The following is a 22,824-nucleotide window of genomic DNA, read 5'->3' as shown; positions in this document are numbered from 1 at the left end:
TATTTTTAATTTTGAAGGCAAGACCTCCGTTTATTCTTTTTTCATTTATTCGTTTGATAAAGAGTATGGAAAATCTTCTTTATTGATTCCTCTTTTAGTATTTGATGTCGATGACATATCAAAATCTAATGTCGCGCCTTTCATTAATTCTGAATGGCTCAGCCAGTTTTTATTGTACGCTTTACCATTGAATTTCAATCCTCTAATATATCGATTTTGATCACTATTTTGTGAAGCATTGATGGTTATGTTTTTACCATTTTCCAATTCAATTGTCACTTTTTTAAATAATGGCGCACCAATTACATATTGATCTGAAGCGGGAGTTACAGGGTAAAATCCTAAAGAAGAAAAAACATACCAAGCCGAAGTTTGTCCGTTGTCTTCGTCTCCGCAATAACCGTCTGGCGTGGCGTGATACATTCTGTTCATGGTTTCTCTTACCCAATATTGAGCTTTCCAAGGTTCTCCAGCATAATTATACAAATAAATCATGTGTTGAATCGGCTGATTTCCATGTGCATATTGTCCCATATTGGCAATCTGCATTTCTCTCATTTCATGAATTACGCCGCCTTTAAAATCTTTTGTGGCAAAAACTGGAGGTGAAGAAAAAACTTTATCCAATTGAGAAATAAATACATTTTTTCCGCCCATTAAGTCAACCAAACCTTGCACATCATGAAAAACAGACCACGAATAATGCCAACTGTTTCCTTCTGTAAATCCGTTAAACCATTGAAAAGGATCAAACGGTTCCATAAATTTTCCATCTTTATTTTTAGGATGCATCAAATTGTATTTTGGATCGAAAAGGTTTTTATAATTTAAACTTCTCTTTTTGTACAAATCAATTTCTGATTGCGGTTTCTTTAATGCTTTCGCTAATTGATAAATCGCAAAATCGTCATACGCGTATTCTAAAGTTCTGGCAGCACTTTCATTCACTTCATCATTTGGAACATATCCTAAAGCATTATAAGAATCAGCCGCCGCACGACCAACTGCTTTCATCGGACCTGCATTATTAGCGCCGTGAATCAAGGCTTTGTATAAATTTTCTATATCGTAGCTTTTTACTTTTCCGCTTTTTAAATACGCTTCCGAAACGATTGATGCCGAATTATTTCCAACCATAATATCTCGTAATCCTGGACTTGACCATTCTGGAAGCCAGCCACTTTCGTTAAAAGCATTCGATAAAGCTTCTTGCATTTGCGTATTCAATTCTGGATACATTAAATTTAAAAAAGGATACAATGCTCTAAAAGTGTCCCAAAAACCAGTATCTACAAACATATATCCTGACAAAAGTTTTCCGTTATAAGGACTGTAATGCACTACTTTATTGTTTTTATCATACTCATAAAATTTTCTCGGGAAAAGTAACGATCTATACAAACAAGAATAAAAAGTTCCTATTTGATCTGGTGTTCCTCCGTCTACTTTTATTCTTCCTAATTCTTTGTTCCAAATGTTTTTTCCTTTTTCCTTAAGCTGATCGAAATTATTGGTTCCAATTTCTTTTAAGTTTAATTCTGCCTGTTTATAACTGATAAAAGAAGATGCCACTTGAGCATTTACTTTTTCGCCAGTTTTTGTTTTAAAACCAATAACAGCCCCTGCATGATCTGCTTTCATTTCTAAAGCATTTCCTAAAACAGCTCCATTAAAAGTAGAATTCAGCTGAAAATCTTTATCGAAAATGATGACGAAATAGTTTTTAAAATTCTCTGGAACGCCACCACTATTTTTAGTTGTATAGCCGATAATTTTTCTTTCAGATGGAATAATTTTCACATAAGAACCTTTATCAAAAGCATCAATTACAATGTAGGCTCTGTCTGTTTCTGGAAATGTAAATCGAAATCTTGCGGCTCTTTCTGTCGGGGTAATTTCGGTTGTAACATTATGATCTGCCAAGTAAACACTATAATAATAAGGTGTCACGGTTTCGGCTTTATGAGAAAACCAGCTTTGTCTTTCTTCTTCTTTAAATTTTAATTCACCCGTAACTGGCATAATCGAAAACTGACCGTAATCGTTCATCCAAGGAGATGGCTGATGGGTTTGTTTAAAGCCTTTTATTCGGTTTGATTTATAGGTGTAAGCCCAGCCGTCGCCCATATTTCCAGTTTGAGGCGTCCAGAAATTCATTCCCCACGGCATTGCGATTGCTGGATACGTATTTCCGTTTGAAATTCCGTAATCTGAATCTGAGCCAATTAAAGGATTTACCCAATCGATAGGTTGTTGCGGTGTTATGACCTGCGTATTTTGCGCACTTACAAAAGCAAAAGTGAAAAGCGCAAAGACAATGGAGTTTTTAATATTCATCAAAACTTTAATTATTAATCGAATTAATTACTTCTTTGTTGATTTTATTTACTTCAGAAAAATTCATTTTATCCACTTTTCGATCGTACGTCATAAAACCATTTACTTCACCTTCTACGTCGGTTGTTTGTGTATAAACTGCTGCAGAAAAACCAACTTTAGCTTGTTTTATCAATTGGTCTGCATATTCTCTGTATTTAGCAGTTGTTTCATCTGTATTTTTAAATTGTGTATACCCCCAATTTTTGTCGGCTTGCCAAAGATGTCCGGCAACAGGAAAACCAATTCCGCCGTATTCGCCTAAAACTGTAATTCTACGGGCATCGTACAATTTCAATTCTGGACCAGGATAATGGTGAATGTCTAACATATCTCCCGTTTGAAAATGATTTCCTCCGCTTGACGAATTGACCAATCGGCTTGGATCGTGATTTTTTGTCCATTCTGTAATTTCAACTGTTTTAAATTGTCCCCAAGCTTCGTTGAACGGAACCCAAACCACAATACTCGGATAAGAATACAAATGATCCATAATTTCTCTCCATTCTTTTTTGTAGGTTTCCTCAGACTGAGCTGTTCTTTTTAATTCTGTTCCTTCAAAATATTTGTGCATTTGCCAAATCGGACCTTCATCTCCGCTCGGCATATCTTGCCAAACCATAATTCCCATTTTATCACAATGCGTGTACCATCTTTCTGGTTCTACTTTTACGTGTTTGCGAATCATATTAAAACCCAATTCTTTTGTTCTAACCAAATCATATTTTAAAGCTTCGTCGGTTGGCGCTGTATACAATCCGTCAGGCCACCAGCCTTGATCTAAAGGTCCAAATTGAAAACAATCTTTATTATTTAATTGAATTCTAACAATACCATTTTGATCCCTTTTTGAAGAAATTTTACGCATGGCGAAATAACTTTTTACTTCATCAGCCACTTTTCCTCTGCTGATTAATTTTACTTTCACATCATATAAAAACGGAGAATCTGGCGACCATAATTTTGGATTATTTACCACAATATCCAAAGATTGTCCTGCCACAGCTTTTTCTACTGCAATAGTATTTGAACCGTCTAAAACTGTAATTTCTACAAGATCTCCTTCGTTAGCACCTTCTGCTTCTGCTTTTATGCTTATCGTATTACGGTCAATATCTGGTGTTGTTCTTAAATTAGTGAAATGTTTTTTACTTACTGGTTCTAACCAAACCGTTTGCCAAATACCTGTTACAGGCGTATACCAAATACTTTCTGGATTTTTGACTTGTTTGCCTCTTGGTTGCGTTCCATCATTTGTTGGATCCCAAACTTTAACGACTAATTTTTGAGATTTGCCATTTAAATAAGGAGTGATATTAAACGTAAAAGGAACAAAACCTCCTGTATGTGTCCCGATTTTTATATCATTAATATAAACTTCCGTTTTCCAATCTACGGCACCAAAATGCAATAGAATGTCTTTGTTTTTCCATGAATTGTCTACGGTAAAAGTCGTTTCATACCAAAGTTCATTTTCTGAGCCAACTGTTTTCATTACACCCGAAAGACTAGATTCTACAGCAAAAGGAACAAGTATTTTTCCGTCATATCCTTTTGGCGCAGTCTGTCCTGCAGGTTGTATTTTGTAATTCCATAAACCATTTAGATTTTTCCATTGGTTTCTTTCCATTATTGGTCTTGGATATTCTGGAAGTGTATTTTTAGGATCTACTTGTTCTGCCCATTTTGTTTTGATTTTATCTCCTTGCGGTTTCCATTGTGCAAAACAATTTAATGCCAAAAAGAGGAAAAATATTATGGTGATTTTATTCTTCATTATGATTTTTCTTGAGGTTGGATAGCATATTATAAAACCTGAAGGCATTTTATAACCTTCAGGTGTTACAAAAATTACTAACAAATACTACTTAAACTAATTACTTAAAATAACCATCTTTATCCAGCTTGGCTGCTGCCTCTATTAACATAACCCCGCTCAATTGGGTTGTAAGATCTGTGTTTGCTCCTGCAGCAGGCGCGACTTTCCAGTTACTTCCAGAAAACATTGCTGGTCTTAAGATTCCTTTTTTGTAAAATGTCTGAGCATTGAACTTTAAGAATGCTGCAAATTTTTCTTTATCCGTCGAATTGATTGTTGGATGCTCTGTAAGTTCTACAAAATAACGTATCAAGATACCTTTAAATAATCCGCCGTCTCCTTGTCCTTCATCTCTCAGAAGTCCTTCAGAAAGTAATTTTGGACTTGTTAAAACGGTTCTACCCGATTTTACAGCATCATCAAGATACGTTTGCTCGTTTGTTGCTTTGTATAATCTTAAACCAGCACCAATCCAAGTTCCCATGTTGTATGTAAAAACCCAGTCTTTGTTGGTTGTGATTACACCGTTTGTTTCTGAAATATTATCCCAAACGGCTCCAGAAACTGGATCAACCAAATTGCTTTTTTGCCATGCATAGATTTTTTTTGCCCAATCTAAATCATCGGCTTTTTTATCAATTTCATACAATCTCATCGCCAAAATTACCGCTGGACCATTTGAAACTGCATTTTTTTGTCTCGGCGTATCTTGCTTCCAAGTGATACCTCCTCCAAAAACATCACTCCAGCTTAATTTTATTCTTCCCCATAAATAATCAGCAACATCCTTGTATTCTTGATCTTTTGTTGCGTCATAAGCACGAAGGCAAGAATTTGCCAGCCAAAGCATATCATCATTAAAAACATTATTATAAGTATTGTTTCCGTTTTTAACTTTGATTCCTTGTACCAAAGCTTTCATTCTGGTTTTGTAATTTTCGTTTCCGGTTCTTAAAAAACCATCCACAAGAACATCCAAAACGTGTGCATTAGGCCAATAATTGAAAGTACTTTTCCCTGTATTGTTTTCTATAAAAGTTCCGTTTGAACCTAAATAATTATTATAAGTCGACGTTTGCAAAGAATCGGCTGTCTGAGACCAAGTGTATTTAAATTCTGTTCCGACATTACCGTTTGGGTCACGCAACGGAATCGGATCATCATCACAAGAAACAGTCAATAAACCCAATCCTATTACGCTTAGCAACATAAGACTATAGCGCTTTGAAAATAATTTTTTCATAATATATTCATTTAATAAAACGTCTCTCAAAAATCTCTTTTCAAGAGACGTTATGGGTTATTTTATAAAACTGTAAAACTGTGAGTGTAAGCTGGTGCAGTTGCACTGAAATTGATTTCTGCATTTACATTCTTGTTGTCAACTGCCGAAGCAAATTTGAAACAGTTGTTCCAGAAATCGCTCGTTACAGGAACCATGTACCAGTATGAAGCGGCAACATTTGCACCATCAGGTCTGCTGTTATCTCCGTTGATACTTCCGTACCATTCTTCTGTTGTAGTTGCGCCATTTGCTACTGTAAATTTAAATTTGTAACGCTCATCTCTACCCCAAGATTCTTGTTTGAAACTGATTGCTTTGTTAGCTGCTTTCCAAACACCTCCACCTGAATAAGTATATTCGAATAAATATTGGCTAAGCGGCGGGAACCATAATTCGATTTTTTTGATTTCTGTGAAAGTTGTTCCTCCGTTACTAAAGTCTACTACGATTTTGTATACTTTGCTTGCTCCTGCAACAGTTGTTTCTCCATCTTGTTTCAATTTACCATCACCCACAGAGAAAACTTCTGGAGTACCATTTTTTCTAGTAATAAACTTGTAAGTACCTGCACTTAGTTTTGTATAAATTTCAAATTTTGTTGTTCCTAACTTTTTGAAAGCTTGAGCATTTGCAATAGTTTCTCCAGTTTCTGAAGCTGTTCCTGTAATAAACAACTGATCTGGTGTTGGGAAACCACTTGCAGTTAGAATTTCAATCGTACCCGAAACTGTTGCTTTTTGTACATTTATTCCTTTAGAAGAATAAACAGTCCATTTTAATTTTCCAACCGTTTCTGAAGGAATTCCTGCTAATCCTGCAATTTTATTTAATTCTGAAAAAGAAAGATTAAGTGTTTTTTGAAATCCGTTGCCATCAGATGGAATGGTATAAATTGGTTTAGAAAAATCTCCGCCTTCCTTATCAAAAACAACATCATAAAGTACGACACCGTTGTCTTCTGCTTTAGCGCCTTCCCATTCGAAAACGGCAGCACTTTGCGCATTCAAATCAAAAAATTTATTATTTGCAGGTGAGTAAAGAGCATTTACTGTACTTACATTGGTATGACTCATTTCGTCATTATCGCAGCTTACAAGAAATATTGCGCATAGTATTAATACTAGTTTTGAATATATATTTTTCATGATTTTATTTATTAGGTTAGTTAGTTTTACCAGTTAGGATTTTGAGATAAATTAGTGTTAATCAAACGCTCATCTCTTGGTATTGGCCATAAATAATGTTTACCTGGATCAAAAGTCCTTAAATTGACTCTTAAATAACCGTTGTCTACAGAAGACACTCCGAATTTTGCTCCGTGTGCATAACCGTTTAAAACATTTTCAGCTATTTTCCATCTTCTGATATCGAAGATTCTTAAGCCTTCCATTCCAAATTCTGTACGACGCTCATTTCTAATTACTTCTCTAAGTCCTGCTTGTCCTAATGCACTATTAAATCCTAAAGCAGCTCCATCTGTAAAACCTGCACGAGTTCTGACAGCTCTAACAGTTTGGTCCCAAACTGCACTTGTCATTTGGTTCAACTCATTTTTAGCTTCTGCGTTCATTAACAATATATCGGCGTAGCGGAATAACATTAAATTCAAACCTGAATTTAAAGATGTTGTATGTTGTGGATCGTAATATTTACGTGTGTAATAACCTGTTGGTGTTGCAGATGAACCTTGTACAAATTCGTCTGTAGCATTTCCTGGTGAAGAACCTGGTTTAATGTAAATTACGTGAGAAGAACCGTCTGCTTCTTTCCAAACATATTGATCGTAAACCACAGTTCCTGTTAATCTTGGATCTCTGTTTACATACGGATTGTTTTCGTTGTAGCCAGAACCAGCTTCGTTGATTTTCTTTCCGTTCAACATTAAATAACTATCTACCAATTCCTGAGTTGGAGCCAAAGCATTTAATCTTGCTCCTGCTGAAAGTGGCGCCATATCAAAAAATTCGCCCCACATTCTAAATTGAGGAACATATTGAATGCTTAAAATATCCTCGCTATTGTACTCGTTTTGTGGCAGAAATAATCCTTCATAAGATGCAAAAAGACTGTACTGACCGTAAGTCCCTGCTATAATTTGGTCGGTTACTTCCGCAACTCCAGCCCAATCTCCTTCGTACAAAAGAACTCTCGCTTTTAATGCAGCTGCAGCACCAACAGTAATTTTGCCTCTATCTGCGGCAGTCAATTGTGTGTTTTTTGGTAAAGCCGGAATAATCGCATCTAGTTCGCTTAAAATAAATTTAACCACTTCTGCGTGCGAAGTTCTACTTAAAGTTGAAGCTTCTGCTAAAGAAGGATCTTTCTGGATAAGTGGAATATCGCCAAACCAAGTTGTCAATTGAAAATGCTGAAATGCTCTCAAAAAACGTGTTTCAGCTTTCATTCTTGCGATAACGGTTGCATCTGCGTTGGGTACACGATCGATATTTTCCAAAATCAGATTGCACGTTTTAATTCCTGCATATCTGTTTTTCCATTCGTCTTTAATTCTTCCCAATGAAGGATCGTATAATCCTGCACCGATTGAAGCCGCGCCGGCGTTGTCTCCTCTACCGTTGTAAGCGTTATCTGAAAGTCCTTCGTTGTAAAAGAAATACTGGCTGTTCTGCATTTGTGAATAAGCTGTATTTAGAAAAGTCTGCGCTTTTTCTACACTTGTCCAATATGTTGTATCTGTAAATTGATTTTCAGGTACTTGATCAAGATCTTCACAACTCGTCAATAGTAAAAGTGCTACTACTGGTATGAATTTTATTTGTTTAAGTATATTTTTCATTTTATTTCTTTTTTAAAAGCTAACATCAATACCCATTCCGTAATATACTTGCGATGGATAAGCTCTACCGCTGTTTGCTCCATTGGTTGACATACTATTATTGAACTCAGAAAGCTCTGGATCAACAAATTTAACTTTAGATAATGTCAGCAAGTTTTGTCCTGAAACATACATTCTTAATCTACTCATACCTAATTTCTTAGCAACATCATCTGATAAAGAGTAACCAATTTGTACGTTTTTAAGTCTTGCGTAAGCGCCATCGTATAAATACATATCTGAACCTCTTCTGAAGTTATTTGTATTGGATTGTGTTCCGTTATTAGCTAGACGAGGATATCTTGCATCTGGATTTTGAGGCGTCCAATAATCCAATTGGTGCGTGTACATTGTCATACCGTAGTTGTAATGAAAAGGTTCTACTAATTCACCTCTAATCATCATCGTTCTTTTTCCAACTCCTTGTATGAAAAGACTTAAATCAAAATTTTTGTAATCAATGTTGTAAGTCGCTCCGAAAGTGTAACGTGGAAATGGATTTCCGAAAACAAACTTATCATTGTCATCAATTTTACCATCTTTATTCACGTCAACATATCTGTTATCACCAGGCTGAACTGTAATTCCTTCTGGAACTGCTGCTCCTTGAATTTGTTCAACATTTTGGAAATAACCGTCTCTTTTTAAACCAACATAAGAATTAAAAGGTAATCCTTCGCGAAGAATAACTTGAAGTTCTTCTACTCCTGTCAGTCTTTCTTGTCCGTTAAATTCAAGTACTTTGTTTTTTGAATCTCCGAAATTAACGGTCAAACTTTGATTTACCGCTTTACCTTTATGACGGTATGTTGCACTTAATTCCCAACCTCTATTTCCAACTTTTCCAGAATTAAAATCAGGAAGATCTGTTCCGTAAACTCCTGGAACTTGCGGTGGAACTAAGATGTCTGAAGTTACTTTATCGAAGAAATCAAATGAGAAACTCAAAGCACCTTTGAAGAAATCGGCATCAACACCTACGTTAAAAGTTGCTGCTTTTTCCCACTGAATATCTGGATTGGCAAAGTTATAACCTGTTCCACTTTGCTCATTATTATTAAATCCGTACGCATTTTGGAAAGTAAAATAAGTGGTTTGATATTGGTAGTTTCCAACATTTTGATTTCCTAGAATTCCGTATGAAGATCTCAATTTAATATTTCCTACATTGTCTCTGTAGCTTTCCATGAAATCCTCTTTTGTTAATCCGTAACCAACAGTTACCGACGGAAAGAATCCCCATCTTACTTCATCTCTAAATTTTGACGAACCATCATATCTAAAACTGAATTCAGCAAAATATTTATCTTTATAATCATAACCTGCACGACCAAACAGCGAATTTAAACTGCTTGTTGAAGAAGCAGGATTACCATTCGGATCTGTTCCGTTAGAAGTAAATGAGTTTTTACCGATTACGGTTTCACTTGTTGGCGTTCCTAAATCTGGATCATTAAATTTGGTGTATAATGCAGATCTTCTTTCTGAACGACTTTCGTTACTAACCCCCAATAAAGCACTTACGTTATGATTTCCGAAAGATTTAGTGTATTCTAACATGAACTGCATATTCAAGTCAAGGCTTTTTTGGTTTTCTTCGTTCGTGTCGCGATCTGCGCCATAAACACCTTGCGGAGAGAAATTAACCTGCATGGTTCTGCCATACATGTTTCCTGACCACAAACGTCCTCCAAAAACTCCTTTTGCTTTAAAGTTGCTTGTTAATTTGTATTCTGCATTAAAAGCTCCAAAAATATCATCGTTGTCGTATTTTCTAAAACCTCCTTTTTCTAAAATACCTAATGAGTTAAATTGCTGCAAAACATCATTAGTAAGGAAATTACCATCTTCATCTTTTTGCGTATAATATAATGGAACCCTGAAAGCATCAACCATTAAAGTACTTGTGCTAGAAGAATGATCTGTAATTTTTTGTTTTGAATACGCTAATGTAGAAGTCAATTTAAATTTACCATATTCGTTGGTAAGGTTGATTCTAAAATTGTAACGTTCCATTCCTTTTTGAGGTCCAACGAAATTACTTTCTTGATCTAAATAGCCTAAAGAAACCAAGTAAGTCGAATTTTCGCTACCACCAGAAAATGAAAGATTTTGATTTAATTGCAAGGCAGGTTTTACAATTTCTTCTGCAAACCATTCTGTGTCTCCTTTTGCTTTCAATTCTGCAATTTTAGCTGCGGTAAAAACTGCAGTTGATTCTCCAGAATTAAAAGCCGCTTCGTTTCTCAACATCGCGTTTTCGTAACCATGAACAGGTTTTGTAAAGAATTTTGGCGTATTAAATCCGACAAGACTACTATACTGAATAGTCATAGGATTTCCTTTGCTTCCTTTTTTTGTAGTAATCAAAACAACACCATTACTCGCTCTCGATCCGTAGATAGCAGCACTTCCGGCATCTTTTAAAACCGAAACACTTTCTATATCTGCTGGATTTAAAGCATTTATATCTCCTCCAACAATACCATCAATAACAATCAGCGGACTGTTATTTCCTAATGTACTGACACCTCTAATATTAAGATTAAGTCCAGCACCAGGCTCAGAATTTGTTTGTTGAATAGTTAAACTCGGCGCTTTTCCTTGTAATGCCAAAGTTGCATTTACATTTGGTCGTCCATTAAAAGCTTCATTATTAACTTGATCAATAGCTCCAACTACTTTTTTTCTTTTTTGTGTACCGTAACCTACTACGACAACTTCATCTAAAGCTGAAACGTCTAAGTCCATAGCCACATTAATAACACTTTTATTATTAACCTTTATGTCGACTGGTTTGTATCCAATCATTGTAAATCGTAAAGTCGTACTACCATTTTTTAGTGCAATGGTGTAGTGTCCGTCAAAATCTGCGTTTACCGCATTCCTAGGATCACTTACGTCGATCACAGTTGCACCTGGGAGAGACAGGTTGTCTGAAAGAGAAGTTATAACCCCGGAAACTTGAGTTTTCTGGTTCTGCGCGGCAACGTGGTTATACCCGCAGAAAAGCAAAGCAATTGTGAGAAAAAAATGCACACGGAGCATCCTTTTCATTCTGCAATTCGAATGTTTCATCATGAAATATTTTGGTTAGTTAGCAATAATTGAATCAATAATAAAAATGAAAGAAGGTTTGGAGAGGAACCCACTTAAATAGTAAAATAGCGTAACAGTTTTTTTGATTGATTAAATGGTTCCGGAATTCTTAATCGTTAAAAAAACTAAAATGACTATAATAACTTATTAACTCATAACAAACATACTAAAACGTTTTAGTAAAAAAAAATATTTTTTACTAAATATAATTTTAATGTTAATTTTTAAAGAAATTCGTTTATTTAAGATAATATTATAAATATAATTCAAATAAACGGTACGAAAACGTTGTAAAACAAGAATAAAATCAAAGACTTAAATTGAAGTTAAAATGAAAGTTGCAAGTATTTTACCGATTTTAACACCTAAAAAAGACAAAAGACAGCAGATAAAAGATGAGAGACAATAATTAACAGACGAATGACAAATTTTCGAAAGATTTCTACAGAGAATTTAAGAGATAAGAAGCCAAATCAATTTGAGGAAATTTTAAGATTAAAGAAACAAGATTTGCCAAAAAAAAATTTCGAATTCATGAATTTATTTTTAAAATTTAAAACAAAAAAACCTGAAAATCGATCTTGCGAATGATATTCAGGTCAGTTGAAAATAGTAAATCTTAAAATTATTTCTTCTTAGCTAATGAAGATTCTCTAATAATTAATTCTGTTTTTAAAACAATTTTTTGATGGGTTTCAGAAACATCTTTTTTCTTTAAAAGCGGAAGCATTACGTCCATCAATTTAGTACTGATTTCTACTAAAGGCTGAGCGACAGATGTGATGGTTGGATCGTAAATTTTGAACATATCATTATCATCAAAAGCAATCAACCCTAAATCTTTAATTAAATTTTGATTGGTTTCTTTTAAAACTTCTAATCCGCTTTGTGCAAGATAGTTGGTAGAAAAGAAAACAGAATCTAAATCTTTATTTTGTTCGAAGAATTTTTTGATGTACTCCTTCCCTTTTCCTTTGATAATTTCATTGAAAGGAATTTGAAGAACATGAGGCTCTAAGCCATTTGCTTTAACAGCTTTTTCATATCCGTGCAGACGCCCATACATCTGACTTTGATCTGAAGCTGTACTGATAAAACAGATATTTTTAAACTTATTATCTATAAGATGTTGCGTGGCATCAAAAGAAGCCTGTTCATTATCGATAACAACGCTATTACACTCTAATCCTTCATAGAATCTATCCAATAAAATAACCGGAATATTGTCTTTTATTAAATTTTCGATGGTATCTTTTATTCCTGGAGACGGTACAATAATAAATCCGTCAACTTGGCGGAAATTAAATAATGTAATTAGCTCATTGGCTTTTTCATCATCATTTTCGTTGCTGCAAAAAATAACTTTATATCCTTTTTCGTATGCAATATCCTCAAAAATGCGGGCAAGCTGAGAGAAGAAATTATTTGAAATATCCTCCACCATAAAAACCAATAATTTTGATTTTCCCGTTCTTAGACTTTGTGCAATTTGATTCGGTCTATAGTTAATTAGCTTTGCGTAATCTAAAACCTTTTTCGTAAGTTCCTTAGAAATGTGCTTTTCTTTTGCCTTTCCGTTCAATACAAAAGACACTGTTGTTACAGATATCTTCAATTCGTCGGCAATATTTCTAATCGAAACAGGTTTTTTCTTCATTTTTAGATTCTTTTTGTTTTAAATCCATATTTTTTTCAAATATAGTAAAGTATTACTTATTAGAAATACGGAAGCTCGGCCTTAATTCGTTCCCAAAAAACTTCGTTATACAAATAGCTCGAGCCTAAAATACTTGTTTGCTCGGTATTTTCTACAATAGAAATAGCTAGATCAATATTCTGCTTTTTTAGATTTTCTTGCACTTTAGATAAAAACAATCGATGCGATTTTGCAATATTTCCTCCTAAAATAAGCAGATCAGCATCAAACTTAATGATGAACGGCGCTAAGAATTCGGTTAAATTATTGGCGAAATCATCAAAAATTTTGGCTGTAGAAAAATCTTCAATCGACGCAATTTCTTTTACGCCGTCTGTCAGTTTCTTGCCTGTACTTTTTTCATATTCATTTAAAAACCATCTGGTAGAAAAATAATTATCTGCAATACTATTATGAAAAGGTTTATCCCACAAACATCCATTGTGAGGAACGTCTTCTCCTTGAGTAATGGGCAATTTATGATCTAAAAAAGCGGCTCCAAAACCTGTACCTAAAGTAATCGCAATTACTTTTTCGGCATCGGTGGCACTTTCTTTAAGACAGCCTCCAACGCCAAAACAGCTGGCATCATTAAGAAATCTGAAACTCACATTTTTAGTATTCAAATATCCTATAAGCTCTTGGGAAATAGAGACATTATACAATGCTTCGTATTTATCATTCCCTTCAAACATTGCAATTCCAGATTCGTATTGAAAGGGACCTGGCATAGAAAAAGCGATTCCAATTTTATCTTTTTCAACAAAATCTGAAGTGTGCTGAACTGCTTGAATCGTTTGGTTAATTATTTCTGCCCATTTTTGGATAATCACTTCTTTAGAAGCTTTACTGTCTACTGGTCCGCTAAAATATGTTTGAGGAATTATTACAAAGTCATTACCGTTTATGGCTGCGCTGCTTATGTGGCTTCCGCCTATATCTACACCTATTGTTATTGACATTTTTATTCGTTTTAATTGTTTTTGATAATCATTCCGCTCTTATTTAATTGCTGATTATCACTCTATAAATAACATTTCAAACCTAAAAAGAAAGTTTTTTGGCATTTGATACTTTATTGTCAAAAAACAATACTATTTACATGAAATCATTCTCGAGAATTAAAAAATCTCTCCATATAATTTAAAACTAAAGAATGAAGTCTGTTTTACTTTTTAAGCGCTTTTGCAATTGTTTTTTCTAAAATTGGTTCCATCACAGCGTATCCAGCCTCATTCGGATGAACGCCATCTGTACACAATTCTGCTTTTAAACCCATTTCATCATTGACCATAGCCGAATAATAATCTACATAAAAGAGTTTATTTTTTTCTGCGTATGATTTAATGATTTTGTTTAATGCGATTACTTTTGGAGCAGGCTGCATTCCTTTTCGCCATTGAAAATCTAATGCTGGCAAAACCGAACAAACAATTACTTTTATTCCATTTTGTTTCGCCAGTTCGCACATCGAAAATATATTTCCCGATGTAGCTTCGGCAGAATACGGTCCAGTATTTTCGGCTATATCATTTATTCCTGCAAGAATTACCACTAATGATGGTTTTAAAGCGATTACATCTTGTCTAAAACGCAATAACATTTGCGGCGTCGTTTGTCCGCTAATTCCTCTGTTGATGTATTTTTTGGAATGGAAGAAATCTGGTCTTTTATTTAACCAGCCTTCGGTAATGGAATTTCCCATGAAAACGACACGACTATGATCTTTAGCGCTTAAAACAGGAACTTTTGCATTTTCTTCTTTGTAGCGATTTAGGTTTGCCCAATCTTGACTATAGGCAATATTCAAAGTAAAAAATAGTAAAAAGTGATAAAGTAAAGTTTTGGTCATCATGTGCAATTATAGCTTAATAGGTCGAAACTCATCATTTTCTTATTATCCTATTTTATCTTAATTAAATCCGAATATCACTAAATATTTAATTATTAATTTTTCGATTAACAATTATGTATTTAAATTTATTTGATTTATTCAAAACAACAAGAAAGATTGACAAATATACTAAAACGTTTTAGTATACCAAATAAAGTATATTTTTTTTTCATTTTTAAATTTGAGACGAAGTAAAAAACCAAAAAGCCTTAAACAATATACTGTTTAAGGCTTTCCACAAAAGAAACTGAAGCTTTTACACTTCTATTTCAACATCAAACTTTCTATTTTAGAATTAGAAATATCCGGATTTGCACCAGGCGCTTCAGCAACCAAAGCACCTATAGCACAGGCAAAATCAATCGCCATCTGAGGCTTTTGATCGTTTAATAATGAAGTAATTAAAGCCGCTAGAAAAGAATCTCCCGCCCCCACGGTATCTGCGACTTTAATTGGATAACCTTCATTTTCATAAATTTTACCTTCCCAAAGCAATAATGCTCCATGTTTTCCTTTAGTAACACACATGGCTTCTGCATTTGTCTGTTTTAGAATAAAATACATATTTTCCTCTAGACTTTCAAACGGTGAATTTAGAGCAGATGCAATTTCTAATAACTCTTCATCATTAAATTTGATAAAATTAGCTGACTTCATTAACTGATTCAGAATTTCAAAAGAATAATGAGGTTTTCTTAAATTGACATCAAAAACTTTATAGACATTAGTTTGAAGCAGTTCTTCCAAGGCATTTCTCGAGATAGCATCACGGCAAACTAAGCTTCCATAAATTAAAACATCTGCTTCTTCTACTGTTTTTCTAGCCGAATTATTCAGTACTATTTTATCCCATGCCGATGGATAATTAATTTCATAACTTGCAGATCCGCGATCATTTAAGGTAACATTGACCAATCCAGTCGGAAAATCTTCAGCAATAACAATATTATCCGTTTTAAGCCCTAAACCTTTTATCTGATTAATAATTGCCTGACCATCTTCATCATTTCCTACACAACTAATCATGACAACTTCGCATCCTAATGTTTTCATTCGCAGCGCCACATTTAACGGGGCGCCGCCAATTTTTTTTTCATTTTCAAAAACATCCCAAAGCACCTCTCCATATGCTGCCACCTTAAGGCTTTTTCCGTTATTCATTCTAAAATTATTTAATATATTGTTTTTATTTTACTCCTTTAATAACCAGGATTTTGTTTGTAAAGTCCTTGGCTGAAATTAATTTGTTTCAAAGGAATTGGGCAATATTCCTCTTTCTGTGCATCAAAATTAGCATCTTGATAATAGGTGCGTTTTGTTTTTTCTCCTGCATAAAAAGTATTCAAAACTTGATCTGTAACACCCCATCTCACAAGATCAAAGAATCGACTGCCTTCCATTGCCAATTCTAATCTTCGTTCCCAGCGCATCGCTTTGCGGGCAAAATCTTGTGTCCAATTGCAATTAACTCCGTCAACATAAGTATTGATTTTAAAGTTATTTGCGTAAGGCAATCTTCCTGTACTTTGCGAAGCTCTTTGTCGAATTTCATTAATTAATGGTAAAGCTTCTGCTTGTCTTCCTGATTCTATCAAAGCTTCGGCACGCATTAAAATTACGTCGGCATAGCGAATTTGAATTCTGTTTTTTGAATTCCCATAAAATGGATCAATATTGACAAAACAGCTGCAGCTTGGTGCCACATTTTCTTTTAAAGAAGCAAAATAACCATATGTTCCTGGCGAGCGAACCCAAGACTCTACATATACATATTCTGGGTCATATTTATAAGGCAAACCAGGCATGGCGACCGTATGATACAATCTTGGATCTACCGTGTTTGCATTTCTGTTTTTATAATCAAAATCTTGATTGTTGTAAGTGTCAAATTGAGGCAGACCGTCGGATCCAGTTTTAAAAGCATTTACTAAATTCTGACTTGGTTTATGAAAATCGCAACATCCTAAACCTTGAGGAGTTGAAAGCACATCTGAAAAATTCAATCTTCCGTATAAAGTTCCATCATTATCAGAAAACTGAATAGAGAAAATCGATTCTGGTCCATTTTCATAAGTTCCAGGCAAAAAGTTATTAGCAAAATCTGGCTCTAAAGTTGCTTTTCCGATTACTTTTTCTGTAGCCGCAATTACTTCCTGCAAATGCTGCTGATTGATTCCTGTTACTTTAAAATTATCATCTTGTGTATATGCCTGATACAAACGTGTTTTGGCTAGATAAGCATAAGCCGCTTTTTGTGTAGCGCGCCCAACTTGTGTTTGAGTTTCTGGCAAAACATCGGCTGCAGCTTGAAAATCTTCTGCAATTCTATTCCAAAGTTCTTCGTTTGTAAGTGCAACATTCGAAATAGTTTTATATTCTTCAACTGGAATATCTTCTGTAATGTAAGGTACATTTCTGAACATGATTTTCAGCATAAAATAGAAATGTCCTCTTAAAAAACGCATTTCGGCAATACGTGTTTTCTTCAATGGAAAATCGGCTTCAGAAATTTGCTCTAATGCTTTCAACGCTTTATTTGCTCTTCCAACTCCAACATAACTGTTGTACCAAAAAGTGTCTAGTTCTCCAAAATCAGGCCTGATGTTATTTGAAACTTCAAAAAAGTGAAAAACCTGAATATCATTTGTACCGCTTCCGCCTTTGTAAGCATCATCGGAACGAACGTTTCCAAAAGGCCATAAACTGTATGGCGAATCGTAATGATCATTTCCTAATTGCGCATAAGCTGCATTCATAAAACCATCAATAGTTTCTGGTGTCACAATATCGTCTTCTGACAAAACCCCTCGCGGATTATTTTCTAAAAAATCGGAACAGGAAGCGAATAAAACCATCACTAAAAATCCTGATATATATAGTATTTTTTTCATTTTCAATATTTTATTATAAAGTAAAATTAAGACCAGCAGTAAAAGTGGTAGGCTGCGGATATCCAAATCCTGCATTTTCTGGATCGACTCCAGTGAAATTTTTAGCATCTAAAATCAGTAAATTTTGACCGCTGATGTACACTCTAAAGCTTTCCATATTGATTTTCTTCAGAAAATCTTTTGGCAGATTGTAACCTAATTGCAGAACTCTTAGTTTTAGATAACTTCCGTTTTCTACATAATAAGTTGAAAATCTGTTTTCTGCATTTCTATCAACAGTTGTCAAAGCTGGAATTGTAGAATTTGGATTGTCTACAGACCAAGCATTCAATAATCGAGTTCCTTTATTCGATCCGACATCATCAACACTCCAAAAATCTGTTTGATATTTGGTATTGTTGATTACATCTACATTTCCTGTTCCTTCCCAAAAAGTGGTGAAATCGAAGTTTTTATAAGACAAGTTTAAGTTAATTCCATATTGAAACCCAGGATTCGGATTCCCGATCCAAGTACGATCTTTATCTGTTATTTGCCCGTCTCCGTTAAGATCTACATAACGAATTCTTCCTAACCCTTTTCCTTCCTGAATTGGAGAATTAGTAACCTGATCTTGCGTTGTAAACAAACCATCTGTTACATAACCGTACATCGAATTAATTGGTCTTCCTAAAATATTATCATTTAATCCATCCCCGCCGTAGTTATTTTTAACCTCATCTGGCAATTGCGTAATCTTGTTTTTGTTTGCCGAAATATTTGCCGAAACATCATATTTCAATCCAAAAGAAGTTTCATCTTGATAACCTAGAGAAAATTCCCAACCTTTATTTTCCATTGACGCACCGTTTACCCAGCGGTTTCCTCCTTCTCCAATAACTCCTAAATAAGCTGGAAGAACCAAAATATCTTCTGTTTTTTTGATGTAATAATCAATCGATCCTGATAATTTTTGTTTGAAGAATCCGAAGTCTAAACCAACGTTGGTCTGCGTTGTTGTTTCCCATTTTAAATCATCATTTCCTGACTGCGTCGCGATAAAACCAGATGGAAGTAAACCGTTTCCATTTCCTGCAATATCATAAGCCGTTCCGTAAGAAGTTGCCCAAGTAGGACTTCCGCCTGCGTAAGTTGCCAGATAAAGAGAATAAACTGCCGTATTACTGATTTCCTGATTTCCAGTTTGTCCCCAGCCCGCTCTTAATTTTAAATCGGAAATGGCTGTGATTTTATCTTTTATAAAATTCTCGTTGCTGATTCTCCATCCTCCAGAAACGGCTGGAAAAGTACCAAACTGATTATTTTTACCAAATCGAGAAGAACCATCACGACGAATTGTAGCCGAAAGTAAATAGCGATTATCAAATTCGTAATCTGCTTTTCCAAAATAAGAAAGCAAAGAATAAACGGTTGAAGTTCCGCTTGTGAAAGATTCTCCAGTTCCTGCATCAGGATACATATAATCTGGCGTTTCGATCAAAAAGTCGTTTTTACGCAAAGTTGTTGTATCATAAGTATCTTTATACATTTCGGTTCCTGCCATCAAATTCAAATTGCTTTTGCCAAAATTCAAACTATAAATTGCTGTGTTTGTCCAAGTCCATTTATCGCTTACAGATTGATCAATTGTTACAGAAGTCTGGTCGTTTTGCAAATAACCTGACTTGTAGCTTCTTTGTAACGTACGTTTTTTATAATAGCCATAATCAATTCCGAAACTACTCTTAAGATGAAGATTTTTAACGATTTCTAAATCGGCGTACACATTTCCAAAAAGACGTAAATAATCATATTTGTTGTCTTTATTGTATTCTAAAAGACGTACCGGATTCTGTCTGTCATTCATTCCGCCAACTGGTCCTCCCCATCCTATTCCATCTACTGTTCTTACTGGAATAATTGGTAATGCACGCAACGCAGGATCTAAAACTCCTGGATCCGTAACTTCATTAGTTCTGTTTAAAGTAAAGTTCTCTCCAATCACTAATTTCCCATCAAAGTATTTGTATGAACCATTCATTCTTGCTGAAATTCTCTCAAAATCAGTTGTTTTTACGACACCTTCATTTCCATAATAGCCCAAAGAAAAAACGTAACTTCCTTTGTCTGAAGCATTCGAAACCGATAAATCATAAGAATTCGCAACCCCTGTCTGAGAAACAGCATCGTACCAATTGGTATCAGCCGACTTTAAAGTTTTTTCTGCATCAAGATATTCAGGAATTATAACTCTGTTTAATTGCGCTTTACCATTTACATTCGCCCAATCAAACTGATAGCGAACATTATTATTATTTGGATCTAAACCGTCATTTATATTAGCCTGCCATAATGCTTGCCCAAATTGATTGGCATTCATTACACTTAATTTATTAGAATAGCTTGAAAGCGAAGTGTAAGTGCTGAAATTGATTCGCATTTTACCTTCTTTCCCTTTTTTTGTAGTCACAATAATAACTCCGTTTGAAGCTCTAGAACCGTAAATACTCGCAGACGAAGCGTCTTTTAAAACCTGAATCGATTCAATATCATTCGGGTTTAATTCGTGTAATCCTGATTTCGTCGGCATTCCATCAATTACATAAAGCGGATCTGTATTGTTTAATGTTCCAACTCCACGAATTACAACTTTTGTATTTGCACCACTTGGAGAACCATCAGAAGAAACTTTTACGCCGGCAATTCTTCCCTGCAAAGCTTTAATCGGATTCGGCTCCGGTTGTTTCATAAGCTCTTTTACACTCACAACTGCAACTGCCCCTGTAATGTCAGTTTTCTTTTGTTTGGAATAACCCGTAACAACCACTTCATTCAATTGATTATTGTCGAGTTTTAAAGTAACACTGATTGTTTTTTGTCCGTTTACAGCGATTGATTGTGGAGCATATCCTATAAAAGAAACTACAATTGTAGCATTTGAGGCAATGTTTTGGAAAGAAAAATTTCCATCAAAATCGGTAGCGGTACTTATATTTGTTCCCGAAATAGTTACAGTCGCGCCAGGCAAAGGCATTCCGTCATCTGACGCAATTACCGTTCCTTTAACTTGATTTTCCTGAGCTGAAAGAAGCAACACTGGAAAAAAGAAAAATAGAAAATAAATGATTTTACTTTTCATAAATTACTGGTTTTGGTTTATATTTAATTGGTTAATTACGAGGTTAGAAATTTCAATTCCTTGGTTTGAAGAAGCTGAAATAGAGTTAAATGGCTGGTTTAAGAAAAAGATTTCAGTCATTACTTTTTCGCCATTGTTGTAAAATATTTCTATTGAAGTTTTGTCGAGAACAACTTTAAAAGTCGCCTCTTTTTGATTCTTGTCTAATTTTGCTTTATGCACAATCGATGCAAATTTTTCTGAAAAGTCAATTTTTCCAGCTTTTGAACGATCTGCAAATAAGTAGTTTTCTGTATTATCTAATCCGAAAGTTAAAGACTCTCCAATTGCATTTGAAAGCGTAAAAGTGTAGGTATCTTGCTTTAAGTTTTTTAAATCGAAAGTGATAATGGACTGTCTTAAATCTATTTTTCCAGATTCGACAAGTTCCAGTTTGCCTTTTCCTTTTAAAGTTTTCGTTGGAATAGATTTAGAAATGTATTTATTAATTTCCTTAACTGGATTACTAATTAAACTGTATTCATTTCCTTTTTTGATTAATTGCATTTCACGCGGCGTTGTCATACTGCTTCTCCATGCGTTTGTTGGAACACTTCCGCCATAATCCAAACTTACCATCCAGCCAATAAACAATCTTCGCCCGTCAGAAGTTGGAATATTATTCCACGTTACTCCCGCATAATTATCTTTTCCGTAATCGATCCAAACGGCTTTTTCTCTTTTAATTCTTTGTTCAAAATTGGTGTCTACAGTAAACTGTTTCCCGTCAAAATCTCCCACATAATATTGTGTTCCAGAACCTCCGTTTGCTGCACCCTGACCTAAACTTTGCAATAAAACCCATTTTTTCTCATTGGTTCCTTCTACTTTGATTTGAAAAAAATCTGGACATTCCCAAACACTTTCATGTGCTCCTAAATCTTTTCCAAATTCCGATAAAAACTGCCAGTTTTTTAAATCTTTAGAACCATAAAAATGATCTCGGTCTGAAGCTGCGACAACCATTACCCATTGTTTTCTAGCTTCGTCCCAAGAAACTTTTGGATCGCGAAAATCTCGAATTCCGGGATTTTTTACTACTGGATTTCCCTCATCAAATTTTTTAAATGTAAATCCGCCATCGGTAGAATACGCAATATCTTGACGTTCTGTGTCCAATTTTCCGTCTTTACCTTTTTCCATATCATGCAAAGTGTAAATTGCCACAATTGGTGCTTTCCCATCTTTTCCAAAACCTGAAGTGTTTTGCGTGTCGACAACAGCGCTTCCAGAGAATATATATTTTTCTTTGTCAGGATAAATCGCAATTGGCTGTTCTTCCCATTTAATCATGTCTTTACTAATTGCGTGTCCCCAATGCATAGGTCCCCAAACATTTTTTTCAGGATAATGCTGAAAGTACAAATGGTAATAACCGTCCGCATAAAACATTCCGTTAGGATCATTCATCCAGCCTTTTTTGGGCGTAAAATGAAAATTAGGGCGGTACATTTCTGCTTCTGAAATAGTTGTAGATGCAACCGATTTAGTTTGTGCCCTTAATGCAGAAAACTCGAAACTTGCTACAAAAAACAATACCGCAGCATAAACAGTAAGCGACTGTAATTGAGTTACTTTCATTTGATTTTTTATTGGTTGATAATTAGAAGTTATATTGAAATTACCTTCTTTTACTTTTCAGAAAAGAGCATAAAAGGTCGGAAAGCATTACACTTTCAAGTGGTTATTGCGACTGAATTATGATTTTCTAACGAAAAGAAATTAATTTAATCCTGTAGGTGTAATATTTGAACACATAGAAACATAGATT

Annotated in this window: 13 protein-coding genes; all 13 read right to left on the bottom strand. The window is 34.7% G+C overall.

Annotation, left to right across the window (positions count from 1 at the left end; all coding sequences use genetic code 11):
- Nucleotides 1-45: 45 nt before the first annotated feature.
- Nucleotides 46-2,337 carry a GH92 family glycosyl hydrolase gene (locus LL966_RS03765; RefSeq protein ID WP_229350334.1) on the bottom strand — a complete coding sequence of 764 codons (2,292 nt, stop codon included), beginning with the start codon at nucleotides 2,335-2,337 and terminating at the stop codon, nucleotides 46-48.
- Between the two features lie 7 nt (nucleotides 2,338-2,344).
- Complete coding sequence (locus LL966_RS03760) at nucleotides 2,345-4,153, bottom strand: glycoside hydrolase family 2 protein (RefSeq protein ID WP_229350333.1); 1,809 nt, start codon at nucleotides 4,151-4,153, stop codon at nucleotides 2,345-2,347.
- 100 nt (nucleotides 4,154-4,253) lie between these two features.
- On the bottom strand, nucleotides 4,254-5,438 hold the full coding sequence (locus LL966_RS03755; protein ID WP_229350331.1) for a glycoside hydrolase family 76 protein: 1,185 nt from the start codon (nucleotides 5,436-5,438) through the stop codon (nucleotides 4,254-4,256).
- Between the two features lie 62 nt (nucleotides 5,439-5,500).
- A complete protein-coding gene (locus tag LL966_RS03750; RefSeq protein ID WP_229350329.1) occupies nucleotides 5,501-6,625 on the bottom strand; it encodes a SusE domain-containing protein in 1,125 nt (374 codons plus the stop codon).
- Between the two features lie 26 nt (nucleotides 6,626-6,651).
- The gene (locus tag LL966_RS03745; RefSeq protein ID WP_229350326.1) at nucleotides 6,652-8,277 is read right to left on the bottom strand and encodes a RagB/SusD family nutrient uptake outer membrane protein; all 1,626 of its coding nucleotides are present in this window, start codon (nucleotides 8,275-8,277) and stop codon (nucleotides 6,652-6,654) included.
- A 12-nt stretch (nucleotides 8,278-8,289) separates the two neighbouring features.
- Complete coding sequence (locus LL966_RS03740) at nucleotides 8,290-11,373, bottom strand: SusC/RagA family TonB-linked outer membrane protein (RefSeq protein WP_229350324.1); 3,084 nt, start codon at nucleotides 11,371-11,373, stop codon at nucleotides 8,290-8,292.
- Between the two features lie 667 nt (nucleotides 11,374-12,040).
- Complete coding sequence (locus LL966_RS03735) at nucleotides 12,041-13,072, bottom strand: LacI family DNA-binding transcriptional regulator (RefSeq protein WP_229350322.1); 1,032 nt, start codon at nucleotides 13,070-13,072, stop codon at nucleotides 12,041-12,043.
- A gap of 59 nt (nucleotides 13,073-13,131) precedes the next feature.
- Nucleotides 13,132-14,073: an ROK family protein gene (locus LL966_RS03730; RefSeq protein WP_229350320.1), complete on the bottom strand. Its 942-nt coding sequence runs from the start codon at nucleotides 14,071-14,073 to the stop codon at nucleotides 13,132-13,134.
- A gap of 206 nt (nucleotides 14,074-14,279) precedes the next feature.
- Entirely contained in the window at nucleotides 14,280-14,963 is a 684-nt protein-coding gene (locus LL966_RS03725; protein WP_229350318.1) for an SGNH/GDSL hydrolase family protein, read from the bottom strand.
- A gap of 306 nt (nucleotides 14,964-15,269) precedes the next feature.
- Nucleotides 15,270-16,166 (bottom strand): carbohydrate kinase family protein, encoded by an 897-nt coding sequence (locus LL966_RS03720; RefSeq protein ID WP_229350316.1) that lies wholly within the window; start codon nucleotides 16,164-16,166, stop codon nucleotides 15,270-15,272.
- Nucleotides 16,167-16,204: 38 nt separating this feature from the next.
- Nucleotides 16,205-17,896, bottom strand: a complete 1,692-nt coding sequence (locus LL966_RS03715) for a RagB/SusD family nutrient uptake outer membrane protein (RefSeq protein ID WP_229350314.1) — start codon at nucleotides 17,894-17,896, stop codon at nucleotides 16,205-16,207.
- 13 nt (nucleotides 17,897-17,909) lie between these two features.
- Nucleotides 17,910-21,014, bottom strand: coding sequence for a SusC/RagA family TonB-linked outer membrane protein (locus LL966_RS03710; protein WP_229350312.1), 3,105 nt, complete (start codon nucleotides 21,012-21,014; stop codon nucleotides 17,910-17,912).
- 3 nt (nucleotides 21,015-21,017) lie between these two features.
- Nucleotides 21,018-22,634 carry a glycoside hydrolase family 32 protein gene (locus LL966_RS03705; protein ID WP_229350311.1) on the bottom strand — a complete coding sequence of 539 codons (1,617 nt, stop codon included), beginning with the start codon at nucleotides 22,632-22,634 and terminating at the stop codon, nucleotides 21,018-21,020.
- Between the last annotated feature and the right edge of the window lie 190 nt (nucleotides 22,635-22,824).

Source organism: Flavobacterium chungbukense, from assembly GCF_020805785.1.
GTDB lineage: Bacteria > Bacteroidota > Bacteroidia > Flavobacteriales > Flavobacteriaceae > Flavobacterium > Flavobacterium chungbukense.
Note: the sequence above shows the minus strand (reverse complement) of the source record. Positions and strands in the feature narration are given on the sequence as shown.